This is a genomic window from Nocardia aegles (genome assembly GCF_052545135.1).
Map to the genome: position 1 here is coordinate 1 of NZ_JBQWRI010000004.1, position 14,902 is coordinate 14,902.

At 68.7% G+C, this 14,902-nt stretch carries 15 protein-coding genes; 6 read left to right on the forward strand and 9 right to left on the reverse strand.

All coding sequences use genetic code 11. The annotated features are described in order from the left end of the window. Positions 1-389: 389 nt before the first annotated feature. The 3 genes from tyrS to ACT89H_RS13390 form a co-directional block, all read right to left on the reverse strand. The gene (gene tyrS, locus ACT89H_RS13380) at positions 390-1,679 is read right to left on the reverse strand and encodes a tyrosine--tRNA ligase (RefSeq protein ID WP_445108915.1); all 1,290 of its coding nucleotides are present in this window, start codon (positions 1,677-1,679) and stop codon (positions 390-392) included. A 212-nt stretch (positions 1,680-1,891) separates the two neighbouring features. Next, positions 1,892-2,533 (reverse strand): DNA-3-methyladenine glycosylase, encoded by a 642-nt coding sequence (locus ACT89H_RS13385; protein ID WP_445108916.1) that lies wholly within the window; start codon positions 2,531-2,533, stop codon positions 1,892-1,894. A 243-nt stretch (positions 2,534-2,776) separates the two neighbouring features. Beyond that, on the reverse strand, positions 2,777-2,947 hold the full coding sequence (locus tag ACT89H_RS13390; RefSeq protein WP_445108917.1) for a hypothetical protein: 171 nt from the start codon (positions 2,945-2,947) through the stop codon (positions 2,777-2,779). A gap of 377 nt (positions 2,948-3,324) precedes the next feature. Between ACT89H_RS13390 and ACT89H_RS13395 the strand changes: the two genes are divergently transcribed. The 4 genes from ACT89H_RS13395 to ACT89H_RS13410 are packed head-to-tail and all read left to right on the forward strand — an operon-like array spanning position 3,325 to position 5,837. Beyond that, positions 3,325-3,654: a cupredoxin domain-containing protein gene (locus ACT89H_RS13395; protein ID WP_445108918.1), complete on the forward strand. Its 330-nt coding sequence runs from the start codon at positions 3,325-3,327 to the stop codon at positions 3,652-3,654. A 28-nt stretch (positions 3,655-3,682) separates the two neighbouring features. Further along, on the forward strand, positions 3,683-4,414 hold the full coding sequence (locus tag ACT89H_RS13400) for an ABC transporter ATP-binding protein (protein WP_445108919.1): 732 nt from the start codon (positions 3,683-3,685) through the stop codon (positions 4,412-4,414). Then, complete coding sequence (locus ACT89H_RS13405) at positions 4,411-5,205, forward strand: ABC transporter permease (RefSeq protein WP_445108920.1); 795 nt, start codon at positions 4,411-4,413, stop codon at positions 5,203-5,205. Before ACT89H_RS13400 ends, ACT89H_RS13405 begins: the two co-directional genes overlap by 4 nt. After that, complete coding sequence (locus ACT89H_RS13410) at positions 5,202-5,837, forward strand: TetR/AcrR family transcriptional regulator (protein ID WP_445108921.1); 636 nt, start codon at positions 5,202-5,204, stop codon at positions 5,835-5,837. The genes ACT89H_RS13405 and ACT89H_RS13410 overlap by 4 nt, the downstream gene beginning before the upstream one ends. Before the next feature lie 30 nt (positions 5,838-5,867). Here ACT89H_RS13410 and ACT89H_RS13415 read toward each other — a convergent pair whose 3' ends face one another. The 6 genes from ACT89H_RS13415 to ACT89H_RS13440 all read right to left on the reverse strand — a co-directional run bounded on the left by ACT89H_RS13415 (position 5,868) and on the right by ACT89H_RS13440 (position 12,384). Continuing rightward, positions 5,868-6,386, reverse strand: a complete 519-nt coding sequence (locus ACT89H_RS13415) for a L,D-transpeptidase (RefSeq protein ID WP_445108922.1) — start codon at positions 6,384-6,386, stop codon at positions 5,868-5,870. A 208-nt stretch (positions 6,387-6,594) separates the two neighbouring features. Beyond that, positions 6,595-6,825 carry a Trm112 family protein gene (locus tag ACT89H_RS13420; RefSeq protein ID WP_445108923.1) on the reverse strand — a complete coding sequence of 77 codons (231 nt, stop codon included), beginning with the start codon at positions 6,823-6,825 and terminating at the stop codon, positions 6,595-6,597. Between the two features lie 9 nt (positions 6,826-6,834). Continuing rightward, positions 6,835-7,416: a GtrA family protein gene (locus tag ACT89H_RS13425; protein ID WP_445108924.1), complete on the reverse strand. Its 582-nt coding sequence runs from the start codon at positions 7,414-7,416 to the stop codon at positions 6,835-6,837. Then, positions 7,413-9,665 (reverse strand): hypothetical protein, encoded by a 2,253-nt coding sequence (locus ACT89H_RS13430; protein WP_445108925.1) that lies wholly within the window; start codon positions 9,663-9,665, stop codon positions 7,413-7,415. Before ACT89H_RS13430 ends, ACT89H_RS13425 begins: the two co-directional genes overlap by 4 nt. A gap of 59 nt (positions 9,666-9,724) precedes the next feature. Beyond that, entirely contained in the window at positions 9,725-10,216 is a 492-nt protein-coding gene (locus ACT89H_RS13435; RefSeq protein ID WP_445108926.1) for a GtrA family protein, read from the reverse strand. Further along, positions 10,213-12,384 (reverse strand): hypothetical protein, encoded by a 2,172-nt coding sequence (locus ACT89H_RS13440; RefSeq protein ID WP_445109319.1) that lies wholly within the window; start codon positions 12,382-12,384, stop codon positions 10,213-10,215. The genes ACT89H_RS13435 and ACT89H_RS13440 overlap by 4 nt, the downstream gene beginning before the upstream one ends. A gap of 268 nt (positions 12,385-12,652) precedes the next feature. On the opposite strand from ACT89H_RS13440, the gene ACT89H_RS13445 reads away from it, so the two are divergent. Further along, entirely contained in the window at positions 12,653-13,756 is a 1,104-nt protein-coding gene (locus tag ACT89H_RS13445) for a glycosyltransferase (protein ID WP_445108927.1), read from the forward strand. After that, a complete protein-coding gene (gene rffA / locus ACT89H_RS13450) occupies positions 13,746-14,885 on the forward strand; it encodes a dTDP-4-amino-4,6-dideoxygalactose transaminase (protein WP_445108928.1) in 1,140 nt (379 codons plus the stop codon). The genes ACT89H_RS13445 and rffA overlap by 11 nt, the downstream gene beginning before the upstream one ends. Positions 14,886-14,902: the final 17 nt, after the last annotated feature.

Genomic DNA, 14,902 nt, shown 5'->3' on the forward strand with positions numbered 1-14,902 from the left:
ATTTGGCACTGACATTCATCGACACACTGTTAAGTTCTCAAAGAACACACGCACACACATCCAGACCGGTCTCTACCGAACCTTCTGTGAGGCAACTTTCCCAGTCTAACTGAGCAATCAACCGAAGTCAACCTCGGTCGATCTGCGTCAGACTGAGCTGTCAGGCGCTCCTCGTCCTACCTCGTTTCCCAGTCCTTCCGCTCGGCGTCTCCGCCTTGCTTCTCGGCTCCGGGTCGGTGTCCGTGTCGCTCTGACTTGGAATAAGTTACGCGGCGGATAACGCTACGTCAAATCGCCTGAACAACTTGGCGTTTCCGCAGGTCAAAGGCTCGCGATCGAAGTGATCAGGGGCTTGAATCACACGGATGTGATTCAAGCCACCGCGACCGTCATGCACCTGCTCGCAGAATCCCCGCCAGGTTCTTCTTGCCGCGCCGCAGCACGAGCCAACGTCCGTGCAGGTAGTCGGCCTCGGCGGGGGTCCATTCGAGGTCGGAGATCTTCGTGTTGTTCACGGCGGCACCGCCCTCGTTCACCGCGCGCCGGGCTGCGCCTCGGCTCTCGCACAGCCCGGTCGCGACGAGCAGATCCACGATCGTGTTCGGCTCACCCGCCTTGATCTGCGCGACTTCATGGTCGACGGCGGCTTCGCGCAAGGCCGCACCGAGCGTCGCCTCGTCGAGTTCGCGCAGTTCGCCTCGGCCGAACAGTGCCTGGCTGGCCAGCTGCACCGCGCGGGTGTTCGCCTCGCCGTGTACCAGGGTGGTCATCTCGGCGGCCAGCCTGCGCTGCGCCTCCCTGGCGTGCGGACGCTCGGCGGTCGCACGCTCGAGCTCGTCGAGTTCCTCGCGGGACAAGAAGGTGAACCAGCGCAGGTAGCGCACCACGTCGGCGTCGGCCGTGTTCACGAAGTACTGGTACCAGGCGTACGGGCTGGTCATCTCGGGATCGAGCCACAGGCTGCCGCCGCCGGTGGACTTCCCGAACTTCTTTCCGTCCGCGGAGGTCACCAAGGGAACGGTCAGAGCGTGCACGGCAGCGCCGTCCACCCGGCGGTTGAGCTCCACGCCCGCGATGATGTTGCCCCACTGGTCGGAGCCGCCCACCTGCAGCGTGCAGCCGTAGTTGCGACGCAGCTGCAAGTAGTCGTTGGCCTGCAGGAGCATGTAGCTGAACTCGGTGTAGGAGATGCCCTCGCCGTCCAGTCGTCGCTTGATGGTGTCGCGCGCCAGCATGACGTTCACCGAGAAGTGCTTGCCGATATCGCGCAGGAAGTCGACTGCGGTCAGTGATCCGGTCCAGTCCATGTTGTCGGCGATGACCGCTCCGGTCGGGGAATCGTCCAGGTCGACGAAGCGCTCCAGCTGGGAGCGGATCCGCTCGGCCCAGCTCGCCACGGTGTCGGTGGAGTTCATGGTCCGCTCGCCGACGTCGCGCGGGTCACCGATCAACCCGGTGGCGCCTCCGGCCAACACGATGGGGCGATGTCCGGCGCGCTGGAAACGTTTCAGCGCGAGCAACGGCACCAAATGGCCAGCGTGCAGGCTGGCCGCGGTGGGATCGAAGCCGGCATACAGGGTCAGCGGCCCGGCGGCCGCCGCCGCGCGCAAGGCATCCAGGTCGGTGGACTGCGCGATCAGACCGCGCCAGGTCAGTTCGTCGATGATGTCGCCGCTCACGATGTCCTATCTTTCCGCACGGAGTTGACGACCACATGTGCACCTCGGTGTCGCGGCGGTGCCACCCGCCGGCCCGGTCGTCCTTCGCTACGGCCCGGCCTAGGTTCGCGGCAGTTCGTAACGGGTGGCTCCGGGCTCGCCAGTCGGGTAGACGGTCCTGCAAATCCACCGGCCCCGGTCGGTGATCGACCGTAGCGGGCACCTGAGGATTGTCAGGCCGACTGCTCGACGGGCAGTGGAGCGCGGGGACTGCGCCGGTAGACCGACACCGCCCGCGAATCCGGCAGCCAGAAACGCCACGGCACATCCGCCGCGCTGCTGACGCCGACTCTCGGGCCAGTGGCGATCCCGGCATCGTCGACGGGACTGCTCAGTTCCAGCCGGATCGGTGACGACGGATCGAGCAGCGGAGTTCCGTAGTCGGCCAACGTGATTCCCAGCGCACTGCCGAGATTGCCCGGACCACGGGCCAAGCCGAGATCGGAGCGAGCACCGGAACGCCGAGTGCGCGCCGTCTCCAGTCCCGCCACGACCTCGCCCGATCGGATGAGCGCGGCGCTGGCGATACCGTCCGGTCCGCTCGTCACGTTGATGCAGGTGTGCATGCCGTAGCTGAGGTAGACGTACAGCACACCGGCGGGGCCGAACATCACGCCGTTGCGCTTGGTCCGGCCACGACCGGAATGCGACGCCGGATCCGGCCAGGGGCCGGCCGGGTCTCCCCCGTAGGCCTCGACTTCGACGATCCGTACACCGACCGGGCCCGACCACAGAATCGCCCCGAGCAGACGGCGCGCGGCGGCGGGAGGTTCGACGGCAAGTTCCTCGGCAGGCTGGGCACACACAGCCGCCATTGTCCTCGACGACGATAACGGGCCGACCGCTCGGCGACCGCTCCGTCCCGGCCCGAGCGAGCACGCCGAGGACACGGCGGCCTGGACGGCACTGATCACCGAGGCTCATCCGACGGCCGCGAACCGCGATGACCAGCGGAAATCGTCGGGCCCAGCCGACCGGACCGGCCGTGAGCGTACTCAGAAGTACGCGCAGTGCTCGCCGGATCACAGTGTGCGCACATCGTCGGTGACAGCCCACGATCACGATCGCGGCCACCCGCACCCTGGAGACCCGAAGACGCCGATCGAAGTGATGGCGCCACCGCGCGCCGCGAGCAGACGCGCCCAGGGACGCGGCAACCGCAGTGCCAGGCGGAAGAAGAACTGGCCGAGAAAGTACGCCGCGACTCCGCCGGAGAGCGCGGCGGCCACGACCGGCTCGCTTCGCCACCACGGGAAATGCTCATCTGGATGCCCGCCACGGTAACGCCGATCACAACGGGTGCGGAGGCGTAGCCGCAGGCCGGCACGGCAGGCCGGGACGGTTGCGGTCCGGCACCCAGTGCGTGCTCGCGGCGCGTGTCGTCGACGTCGAAGTGCGCAGACCACAGGACGCAGGCCGGGCAAAGGGCGAAGCCGACGGTGGCGAAGGGAATTCCGGCCCGGCCGGGCTACGCAGACGTGGGGTCCAACGGGACTTCCTCGGGCCGACATTGCGGGCACGACGCGGGACGGTGGCGGCCCACCATTGTCCGCCGCCGCGCCCCTCCCACCACGGCGTGAACGTTCTGCCGTTGATCGTCCAAGACGTGCGGTTCAACGGCGCGCCGTTCGGCTCCGCGCACGCGACGGTCCGCGATGTCGGATTCCTCGGTGATCGGACGATGGTCAACGGCACCCTCGCGCGGCAGCGCGACATCGGTGCCGAACGCGTCCGTTTGCGCCTGCGCAACGCCTCGGCTGCGCGGAGCTGCGCCTTCGTCATCGCCGGCGGTCGGCCTATGTCGCTCCCCGGCATCGTCAGGAACGATCGCGCACCGTGGACCGGCGGCCGGTGTCACCGGGGGCGAGCGCCACTGATTCTCCACTCGGCGCTCTTGCCGCTTCGGCGCGGTAGAGCTAAATTCATCATACAGTGAATTCAACACTCGATGAATTGAGGCGACTGTGTCGCAAGCCAACCCCTCCCCCGCCGTCGAGGTACGAGATCTGCGGGTCCACCGCGGCGGTCGCGAAGTACTGCACGACGTCTCACTGACCATCCCGCAAGGCACGATCACCGGGCTACTCGGGCCGTCCGGATGCGGCAAGACCACGCTGATGCGCAGCATCGTCGGCACCCAGATCATCGAATCGGGCGAGGTCACCGCGCTCGGGCATCCGGCGGGCTCCCCGGCGCTGCGCCACCTGATCGGGTATGTCACCCAGGCGCCGAGCATCTACCCCGACATCAGCGTCCGGGAGAACGTCGCGTACTTCGCCGCGCTCTACGGCCGCGACCGCGCCGACGTGGACGACGCGATCACGGCGGTGGGCCTGGCCGACCACGCCCAGCAGCGCGGCGACGAACTCTCCGGCGGCCAGATGACGCGAGCGTCACTCGCATGCGCGCTCGTCGCCCAACCCCAATTGCTGGTGCTGGACGAACCGACAGTCGGCCTGGATCCGGTGCTGCGCGTGGAGCTGTGGAAGCAATTCCACGAGCTGGCCGCAAACGGGACGACCCTGCTGGTGTCCAGCCACGTCATGGACGAGGCCGAGCACTGCGACCGGCTGCTGCTGATGCGCGACGGCCGGTTGCTCGCCCAGCTCAGCCCCGACGAGCTGCGCGCGCAGACCGGTGAACAGAACCTGGAGACCGCCTTCCTCACCCTCATCACGATGGGACAGAACGCATGACCGCCATCTCGGCAGCCGCGCCCCGGCGGACGCCCACGCTGCGCCCCTACACCGCGACCACCGGCCGCATCCTGCGACAGTTGCGCAACGACCACCGCACCGTCGCCATGATCCTGGTGGTCCCCGCCCTGCTGATGGCGCTGCTGTATTTCATCTACAAGGACACCCCGACCAATCCGCTGAACCCGGTTCCGCTGTTCGACCGGGTCGGCATCAGCATGCTCGGCATCCTGCCGTTCATCGTGATGTTCCTGATCACCGCGATCGCCATGCAGCGCGAACGCACGTCGGGCACGCTGGAGCGACTGCTGTCCACGCCGTTGACGAAACTCGACCTGCTCGCTGGATACGGCACGGCGTTCTCCCTGGCCGCCGCCGCGCAAGCGACTGTCGCCTGCCTGGTCTCCTTCGGTCTGCTCGGGCTCGGCTCGGCGGGCAGTCCCGCGTGGGTAGTGCTGATCGCGGTGGTCGACGCGGTGTGCGGCGTGGCACTCGGCCTGCTGGCAAGCGCGTTCGCCCGCACCGAATTCCAGGCCGTGCAGTTCATGCCGGTCGTGGTCGCCCCACAGATCTTCTTGTGCGGCTTGCTCGTTCCCCGCGGCCAGCTGCCCGGCTGGCTGGAGGTGATCAGCAACGTGATGCCGTTGAGCTACGCGGTCGACGCGCTGCAACAGGTGTCGACGCATGCGGAGGTCACCGGCGAGATGTGGCGCGACCTGGCCATCGTGACCGGGTTCGCGATCGTCGCCCTGTGCCTCGGGGCGGCCACGCTACGACGGCGAACCGCGTGACGGCGGGCAACGGCACCGAGCGGCCCGCTCGCACCGGCCGCCGACCGGGGCAATCGGGCGCCCGCGAGGCCATCCTCGCGGCCGCCCGCGCCCGGTTCGCCGACGTCGGCTTCGACAAGACCTCCGTGCGGGCGGTCGCCACCGACGCGGGGGTCGATCCGGCCCTGGTACACCACTACTTCGGCACCAAACAGCAGCTCTTCGCCGCGGTGGTGGAGCTGCCGGTGGACCCCGAGGCGACCTTGCGCATCATCGAGGCCGCGCCGCTGGATCGGTTGGGCGAGACCATCCTTCGCGCCGTGGTCGGCGTGTGGGATTCGCCCGCGGGTCCCGGCGTGGTCGCGATGGTGCGCAGCATCCTGTCCGGCAGCCACGATCCGTCGCTGGCCAGGACATTCCTCTTGGAGGTCGTGCTGGAACGCGTGCGCAGGCGGATCGCCACCCCGCAGGACGACGGCCGCGTCCGGATCAGCCTGGTCGCGTCACAGATGATCGGAGTGCTGGTGGGGCGCAAGATCATCGGAGTGGAACCGCTGTCCTCCATGCCCGCCGCCGAGCTGGTCGCCGCGGTGAGTCCGACCCTGCAGCGCTATCTGACCGGCGATATCGGGCACGGCCCGGCGTCCGGGTGAGCACGACGATCACCAGGGACGCCGGGGCCGTCACTCCACGACTTCGACGACGTCACCGGGCCACAGATACTCGTAGAACGCCTTGGCCCCTTCGTAGGTCATCCGGACGCAGCCGTGCGACTTCTTCTCGATCGGGCCGACATGGAAGGCGATGTCGCCGTTGAAGAAGGTCGCGTACTCCATCGGAGCGTTGTGCATGGTGCTCCAGTGGAACTCCTTCTTGAACGAGACGTGGAAGACTCCGGGCGGCGTCTCGTATCCCGGCATCCCGTGCGAAATGGGCGTCGGACCGTAGACCACCTTGCCGTCGTCCATCAACCAGGCTTCGTTCGTCGACAACCGCATGCACGCGCGAGCCGCCGTCGAACAGGGCGCCACCGCCGGTGGCGGTGATGGCGGCGGAATCAGGGCGGGCATACCGGGGATGTCCGGGCCACCCGGCCACAGCGGTTCGGAGTGGGCGGGCGCCACCATGGTGAATCCCGCCGCGAGGACTCCGCAGGCAATCGCGCATCGAGCTGTCCAGTTACGTAAACGCGAATCGCTCATTACGTTCCCGACCTCTCTACCCGTAGCCGAACATGCCGCTGATCAGGCTGGTCGCATCGCCCTTTGGCTGGAGCGAGTGCACCGTCGCGAGGTGAAACGATCATGGCGGACCCGCCTTCGAACGGTCAATGGGCGCAAAACGACCGTGACGCATCCGTTGCCGGTACCGGTGCGGCGAGCGAGCGTGGGCGGAGCGGGAGAACGCAGGTCAGACGGCGCCCTGGGCGGTGAACGCTTCGTGCTCGGCGTCGGTGACGTCACTGGCTTCGTCGACGAGCAGCACCGGGATGCCGTTCTCGATCGGGTATGCCCGGCGCAGGCGCGGGTTGTAGAGCAACGCGCTGCCGTCGGCGGCACGGACCAGCCGCAGCGGGCCCTTGTCCTGCGGGCAGGCCAGCAGGCTCAGCAGTGTGGCGTCCAAGGTGGTGTGCTCAGGCATACCAGAAACCTACCTTCCGGACCGGTCGCGGCGAGAACCGTCCGGATCGGGAGCCGGTGTCCGGCGAAAGGAGATGTGCCGGTGACCGAAGAAGCTGACGCCCGCCACCAGCGCCATCACCGCGACCGCCGACGGAATGCTCGGCAGGTGCAACACCGACACACCCAGTTGGAGCAGCACCATGTTCAGCACCAGTCCGCCGGAGTTCACCGCGACGAACGCGATGAAATCCCGCACCGGGCGCCCGCGCACCCGGAACACCAGAGTCCGGTGCAGGACGAACGCCACGAACACACTGATCGCGTAGGCCAGGGCGGGCGCGAGCGCCGCGGGCGCACGGTCGCCGAGTACCGCCAGCCACAGCACCGTCAGCGCCATACCCAGGCCGGTGTTCACCACGCCGACGACGGCAAACGCGATCTCCTGGCGACGCACCAGGCGCAGCAGCGGGCCGGGATCGGCGGCGGCCTCGACTTGCTCCGCCCTGGCATCGGTCTCGCAGGCCCGCCGCGCCTCCGACGCGCATCCGGTGTGCGAGTGACGCACATCCGATGCCGGAGCCCCGACTCCGTCCACCGCATCGGTGCTCATCGGGCGGCGTCGGCCAAGTCGGTTTCCGGTGAGAATGCCGGGTCGAGCGGGGACGGCTCGTCACCGGTTTCGGCCGATCCGTCGTAGCGCCGCCTGCCACGCAGATGGGCCCACTGCGACAGGCCGACGAGGAGCAGGCCGAACAGTGCCGCCGCGACGCCGATCCGCCAGCCCGGCGGCTGCCACGAGACCCTCAGCTCACCGGAGCTGCCAGCCGGGAGATCCACGGCGAGAAAGGTTTTCGCCACCAGAGTGGAGGGGATCTCACGGCCGTCCAGCGTCACCCGGTAACCGGGCCAGCCGAGCCGCGCGAATACGATTCGCCCGCCCTGCGGGGAACTCACCCGCACTCGGCTGGTCGTGTCCGACTCGCCGACCGATGTGGCCGTCACGCCCTGGGCGGCGGCGACCCGGCCGTCACGCACCGAGATCAGGCCGTCGGTGCGCTCCAGCACCGAGATGTACTTCTCGTGCCCGGGATAGTCGACCCAGCGCCAGCCGGGCGGCGCGGGCTGGTCGCGCGCGTCCGGATACAACGCGCGATGCAGTACCACCCGGTCGACTTTCATCAGGTCGACGATGGTCCGGCCGGTGGTCGGCTCCGTCGCGAACGCGCGCCGGTAGGCATCGGGACAGACACTGGTGTCCCAGCGCATGCACAACGTCTCGCCAAACCAGTAGTGCCCGTTGGGTGTGTATCCGCTGACGTAGGTGAGTTCCAGATCTTTGGCGTAGTTGCCGAATACCAGCGATCCGTAGGCGCCGGGCAGATTCCGTTCCTGCGGCGGGATGAGCATGCGGTCACCGAGTTGCAGTGTGGTGCCGGGGAAATCGGGGAAGGCGGCCTTCATCTCCGATCGATTCTCCGGCAGGTTCCAGCCCATCGGCGTCGGTTGCGCACCCCGCACCTGGAGGTACGCGATCGGGGAGACCGACACGACGATCAACGCGCACGCGGCGACCGCGCCGCGGCGGCGGCCGAACCACACCGCGACGGCGCCGAGCACGGCCACCCCGAGCGCCGCGACGACGTGCCGGATCACCTCGTGCGGCGCGGCCGAGAATGTGCGCACCCACAGCAGACCGATGAGCACCGCCGCCGCGACGCCACGCCGCCGCCAGTCTCGAACGGTCGCGAAACGGCCCAGCAGCACGCACACCAGTACCAGCAGGCCCAACGCGACCATCGGCAGCACCCGCGCGGGCCAGCGCAACGGTCCGACCGCGCCGGGACCGGCCGTCCACATCAGCGCCATCACCGCGAACAGCGCGGGCGCGACGAAATCACGCGCCGCGCCCAGCGCCCTGCGCCAGTCGACGAATGCCAGCGCCGGAATCAGGAACCACGCGATATAGACCACCGGCATCGGCTGCACGTAACCCCACCAGGAACTGAACGCGGGCAGCGTGCTGGGCAGACTGGCGTTCAGCGACTCCGACCACGGCACCGTGAGGAACTGGTCGTTGTTGATCTGCGCGGTGCCGCGCCAGGTCACCTTCGCCGACAACATGCTCGGCAGATAGGTCGCCAGTCCGGCCAGTGCCGCACCGGCGGCGACGGTGAGCAGGCGCAGCGACGGACGCCACGCCCGCTGGTACACGAGTTCCCCGATGGCCACGGCGCCCACCATCAGGCCGGCCTCCACCGCGGGAAAGATGTACTGCACCGAGATGGCCAGATACAAGAAGACGAAGGTGGGGATCGGTCCGCTGCGCCCGCGGGCGTAGCGCACCCCGGACGCCCAGGCATGGGCCATCCAGGCGGTGCCGGTGAACGCGGTCATCCAGCTGGACTCGTCGAAGAACAGCAGCCATCCGGTGAACGGAATGGCGGCGCCCGCGACCGCCGCCCAGGGCGCCTTCGCTCCGTAGGCCAGGCAGATCCGGTACACGCCGAGCGCCAGGACGACAGCGAAGATCAGCTTCACCACGGTGGCGTACAGCATGAGGTTGTCGATCGACGGCGCGATGACATCGATGAGCAGCTGCGGCGGATTGAGCAGCCCCGCCTCTTCGATGGCGTAGTTGCCCGCCATCCAATGCTCGGGAATCAGCGCGGGCAACCGTCCCTCGCGCAGATACCGCCCGAGCATCACCCACAGCGGCGCGTACTGCGATTCGGTGTCGTCGGTATAGAAATGCCGGACGTTGGCCAATAGCACCGCACCGTATCCCGCGATGACCCCGAGCGCTGTGATGACGCCCCATCTGCGGACTTCGCGCGAAGGAAAGGTGCTACGTTCGGCCACGAGTCACAGACCCTACCGCCACGGCGATGCCGCTGCGGCAAGCCAGTGCCGGGAACGCGTCATCCGGTCGTGTTCTCGGTCCGCACTTGCGGCTTGCGGCGGAACGAGATGTAGCGATGGCCGAAGAAACTGGCGACCGCGACCAGGCCCATCACCACGACGGCCGAGGGAATCCGCGGCAGGTGCAGCACCGCGACCGCCAGCGACAGCAGCACCGTGTTCATCAGCAGCCCACCGGAATTCACCACGACGAAGCCGGCGAAATCGCGCAGCACCCGCCCGCGCACCCGGAACACGAGCGTCCGGTGCAGGACGAAAGCGACGACGATGCCCACGGCGTAGGCCAGCACAACCGCGACGGCGGGCGGCCACGCGTCACCGAGCACCGCGAGCCACACCACGGTCAGCGCGATGCCGAGCAGGGTGTTGCACGCGCCGACCAGGGCGAAGGCGACCTCCTGTCGCCGGAACACCCGCACCAGAAGTCCGGGCGCGGGCCCGTCGCCCACCGCGTCGGGACCCACGGCGACCGGAAGCGGGTCCGTCTTCACGAAACGGCGTCCGCGAGCTCACGATCCGGTTCGGCGGCCTCGGCGCCGGCGCTGTCCTGCGGCTGTTCCCGGCGCCGGGACCGGACGTACAGCCACTGCAGGCCGCCGATGCCGAGCAGACCCGCCACCGCCGCGGCGATACCGATCTTCCAGCCCGGCGGACGCCAGGTCAGCACCAGCTCGGCGTTCTGGGTACCCGCGGGCACATCGACGGCGATGAAGGACTTGGCGACCGTTGTGATCGGAATCGACTTACCGTCCAACGTGACTCGATAACCTGGCCAGCCCAGCCGGGCGAACACGATCCGGCCGCCTTCGGCCGAGGACACGCGCACCCGGCTGGTGGTGTCGGTCTCGGAGATCGAGGTGGCACTCGCCTTCTGGGCTGCCGTCACGCGACCGTTCGTCGTCGAGATCGGTCCGCCGACGCGTTCCAGCACCGCGATGTAGCGCTCGTGCCCGGGGTAGTCGACCCACTTCCAGCCCTCGGGCGCGGGCCCGCCGGGCGCGTCGGGGAACAGCGCCCGCTGCAGCACCACACGGTCCAGGTTCATCAGATCGACCAGCGGCCGCCCAGTGGTCGGCTCCGGCGCGAACATGCGTCGGTAGGCGTCCGGGCAGACACTGCCGTCCCAGCGCATGCACAGCAGCTCACCGAAGTAGAAATGGCCGCTGGGGGTGTAACCGTTGACGTAATTCAGGTCGAGTCCGCGGGCGTAGTTACCGAAGACGAGCGAGCCGTAGGCGGCCTCGATGCTCTTGTCCTGCGGCTGCAACAAGCCGCGGTCACCCAACTGGATGGTGTTTCCGGTGAAGTCCGGGAACGCGGCTTTCGCCTCCGAACGCTCGGCGGGCAGGTTCCACGACATCGGCGTGGGTTGCGCGGCATCGACCTGGACATAGGCGATCGGGAACATCGCGATGACGGTCAGGGCGCACGCCGCGGCGGTGCCCTTGGTGCGCCCGAGCCACACCACCCCCGCCACCAGGACCGCCAGCGCCAGGGCCGCGATCACGTGCCGGATCGCGTGGTGCGGATCGGCCGAGAAGGAACGCACCCACAGCAGCAGGATCAGCACGCCCGCCGCGATGCCGCGGTTCTTCGGATCGCGGACCGTCCCGTAACGCCCCAGCAGCACACAGACCAGCACCAGCAGGCCGATGGCCAGCATCGGCAGCACGCGCGCGGGCCACCGCAGCGGTCCGACGGAACCGGGGCCCGCGGTCCACATCAACATCATGATCGCGAAGACCGCGATCGCGCTCAGTTCCCGCCAGGCCTCTTTGGCCCGCCGCCAGTCGACGAACGCGAGGGCCGGGATCAGGAACCAGGCGATGTAGGTGACCGGCAGCGGCTGCACGTAACCCCACCACGACGTGAAGGCGGGCAGCGAACTGGGCAGGCTGGCGTTCAGCGACTCCGACCAGGGCACCGTGAGGAACTGGTCGTTGTTGATCTGCGCGGTGCCGCGCCAGGTCACCTTCGCCGACAGCATGCTCGGCAGGAAGGTCAGCAGGCCCGCGAGCCCGGCGCAGCCCGCCGCGAGCGTCAGCCGCAACACCGGCTGCCATTTGCGCTGGAACACGAGCTCGCCCACGGCCACGGCCAGCAGCATCAGCACCGCTTCGACCGCGGGGAAGATGTACTGCGTCGAGATGGTGAGATACAGGTAGACGAAGACAGGGACGGGCCCGCCGAGACCTCGCGTGTAGCGCACCGAGGCCGCCCAGGCGTGCACCATCCATGCGGTGCCGGTGAGCGCGGTCATCCAGCTGGCTTCGTCGAAGAACAAGAAGAAGCCCGACAGCGGCAGCGCGATACCCGCCACCGCCGACCAGGCGGGCCGCCCGCCGTAGACGAGGCAGACGCGGTACACGCCGAGCGCGGCGATGATCGAGAAGACCAGTTTCACGACGGTGGCGTACAGCGCGACGTTGTCCACCGAGGGCGCGATCAGATCGATCAGCAGTTGCGGCGGGTTGAACAGGCCCGCGTCGTCCATGGTGTTGTTGCCCGCCATCCAGTGCTCGGGCACCATGACCGGGAAATCGCCCGCGCGCAGCGCGCGGCCCAGACCGACCCACAGCGACGTGTACTGGGACTCGGTGTCGTCGGTGAAGAAATGCCTGGCGTTGGCGAGCAGGACAGCGAGATAACCCGCGACCACTCCGAGCGCGGTGATGACCCCCCACCGGTAGACATCTCGCCGCGAATAGGCATCCGGCCGCGAGTCGAGCACTGCACTGTCCGTCACGAGTTCCAAACCCTACAGGGCGGCCCCCTGCTCGGCATCGGTCGCGGACGCGCCAAGATGAGGGCATGATCAGCTGCTCCGGTGGCCGCCCGGCCCCCCGTGCTAGAGTCCACACCGATTCGGGCTCCGCAGTTCTGCCACGAGTACCGGCACGCACCGTCATCGAAAGTCGATCCAGCTGATGCCGATCACCCCCGCCCGCACACTCCGTTCCGGCGCCCCCGCGACGAACGGTGACCCGGCACGGCCCGGCGTGGCCCGGCCGCACACGGTGTCGGTGGTCGTGCCGGTGTACCGGGGCGAGGACACGATCGCCGGTCTGGTCGCCGAACTGCACGATCTCACGGGCGCCGCCCGGACTCCCGGCGGCACCGCGTTCACCGTCTCCGAGATCATCCTGGTGCACGACCACGGCCCGGACCGCTCCGATGTGGTCCTGCAGGAACTGCAACGGACCTATCCCACCACCGTGCGCACCGTCTGGCTCAGCCGCAATTTCGGCCAGGACGCCGCGACGATCGCCGGGATGTCGGCCGCGGCCGGTGACTGGATCGTCACCATGGACGAGGACGGCCAGCACGACCCCCGCTTCATCAGCACGTTCCTGGACACAGCGCTGGCGCAGCGAGCCGATCTGGTCTACTCCAAGCCCACCAACACCAGGCCGCACGGATTGCTGCGCAATCTGACCTCGCGCGGAGCCAAGCTGGTGCTCGCCACGCTGTTCGCGTTCCCGGATTCCACCCGGTTCGAAAGCTACCGGCTGATCCGCGGGGACATCGGCAGGCAGTTGGCCGAGGTCGCGTCCAACGGCGTGTACCTGGACGTCGCGCTGACCTGGGTGGTCGGCGCTGTCGCGCAGGCGCCGGTGGTGCTGCGCGCCGAGGGCAGGGAGGATTCCGGCTACAACTACCGCCGCCTGTTCTCGCTGTTCTGGAAGATGGTGCTGTGCAGCGGAACCCGCGGGCTGCGGCTGGTCAGCCTGCTCGGTGTCACCCTGGCGCTGGCCGGCGGCGTGATGGCCGCGGTCGTCGTGGTCGAAGCGCTGACCACCGACGGCTGGGCGCCGGAAGGCTGGGCCTCCACCATCGTCGTGCTGCTGCTGTGCTCCGGCGCCATCCTGTTCTCACTCGGGCTCATCGCCGAGTACCTGGGCGTGGCCCTGCACATCCTGGTGGGCAAACCGCTCTATCTCACCGTCGAGACGCCGACACCGCGTCCGGCGGACACTCCGGAACCGACCACGACAACCGCCAGCAGGGGGACCGACCGGGTTGAGCACTGACCGCGTCATCTTCAGCCGCCCGTACCGGGCGCGCCGGGAACTTGCGAATCTGGAGGCCGTGCTGGCCTCCGACCACAGCCACGGCGACGGGCAGTTCACCGCGTCGGCCACCGCGAAGCTGAAGGCGATCACGGGCGCGCCGCACGCCCTGCTCACCACCTCCTGCACGTCCGCGCTGGAAATGGCGGGCCTGCTGCTGGAACTGGGCCCCGACGACGAAGTGATCGTGCCCAGTTTCGCCTTCACCTCCACCGCGACCTCGATGGCGCTGCGCGGCGCGACCTGCGTCTTCGCCGACATCGATCCGGCTACCGGGAACCTCGATCCGGAGTCGGTGGCGGCCGTGGTCACCGAGCGGACGAAGGCCGTGGTGGTCATCCACTACGGGGGCGTCGCCGCCGACATGGCCGGACTGCTCGACCTGGCGAACTCGCACGGCTTCGCCGTCGTGGAGGACAACGCGCACGGGCTGGGCGGCACCTGGCGCGACCGCAAACTCGGCACCATCGGCACGATGGGCACGCTCAGCTTCCACGACACCAAGAACGTGCACTGCGGCGAGGGCGGCGCGCTGCTGCTCACCGACGAGATCCTGATGGCGCGCGCCGAGATCATCCGGGAGAAGGGCACCGACCGGGCCCGGTTCCTGCGCGGCGCCGTGGACAAGTACTCCTGGCAGGACATCGGCTCCAGCTATCTGCCCTCCGAGCTGAACGCGGCCGTGCTCGACGCGCAACTGGACGAGTTCGACACCATCCAGGCCGGACGCCACCGGGTGTGGAACGCCTACGCCGCCGCCCTGCCGGATTGGGCCGAGCGCAACGACGTGCGCCTGATGTCCGTGCCCGCCGATCGCGGGCACACCGCGCACCTGTACTACCTGCGGACCCCGAACGAGCGCCGCCGCGACGACCTCATCGCACACCTCGCCGCGCAGGGCATCTCCGCGCCGTTCCACTACATCCCGCTAGATTCCAGCCCGGCCGGGTTCAAGCTCGGCCGCACGCCGCGAGCATGCGCCCGCAGCGCGGAGTTCTCCGCGACCGTCGTGCGCCTGCCGCTCTGGCCGGATCTCACCGACGCGCAGGTGGCCCGGGTGGTGGACGCGGTCACCGCGTTCACCGTGTGAACCGGCCGCGCCGCCGG

What these genes read in the sequence shown, in the direction of transcription:
- ACT89H_RS13420 (WP_445108923.1), bottom strand. Translation starts at nt 6,825, where the DNA reads ATGCCTGAGCACACCACCTTGGACGCCACACTGCTGAGCCTGCTGGCC.
- ACT89H_RS13385 (WP_445108916.1), bottom strand. Translation starts at nt 2,533, where the DNA reads ATGGCGGCTGTGTGTGCCCAGCCTGCCGAGGAACTTGCCGTCGAACCT.
- ACT89H_RS13405 (WP_445108920.1), top strand. Translation starts at nt 4,411, where the DNA reads ATGACCGCCATCTCGGCAGCCGCGCCCCGGCGGACGCCCACGCTGCGC.
- ACT89H_RS13425 (WP_445108924.1), bottom strand. Translation starts at nt 7,416, where the DNA reads ATGAGCACCGATGCGGTGGACGGAGTCGGGGCTCCGGCATCGGATGTG.
- ACT89H_RS13415 (WP_445108922.1), bottom strand. Translation starts at nt 6,386, where the DNA reads ATGAGCGATTCGCGTTTACGTAACTGGACAGCTCGATGCGCGATTGCC.
- ACT89H_RS13445 (WP_445108927.1), top strand. Translation starts at nt 12,653, where the DNA reads ATGCCGATCACCCCCGCCCGCACACTCCGTTCCGGCGCCCCCGCGACG.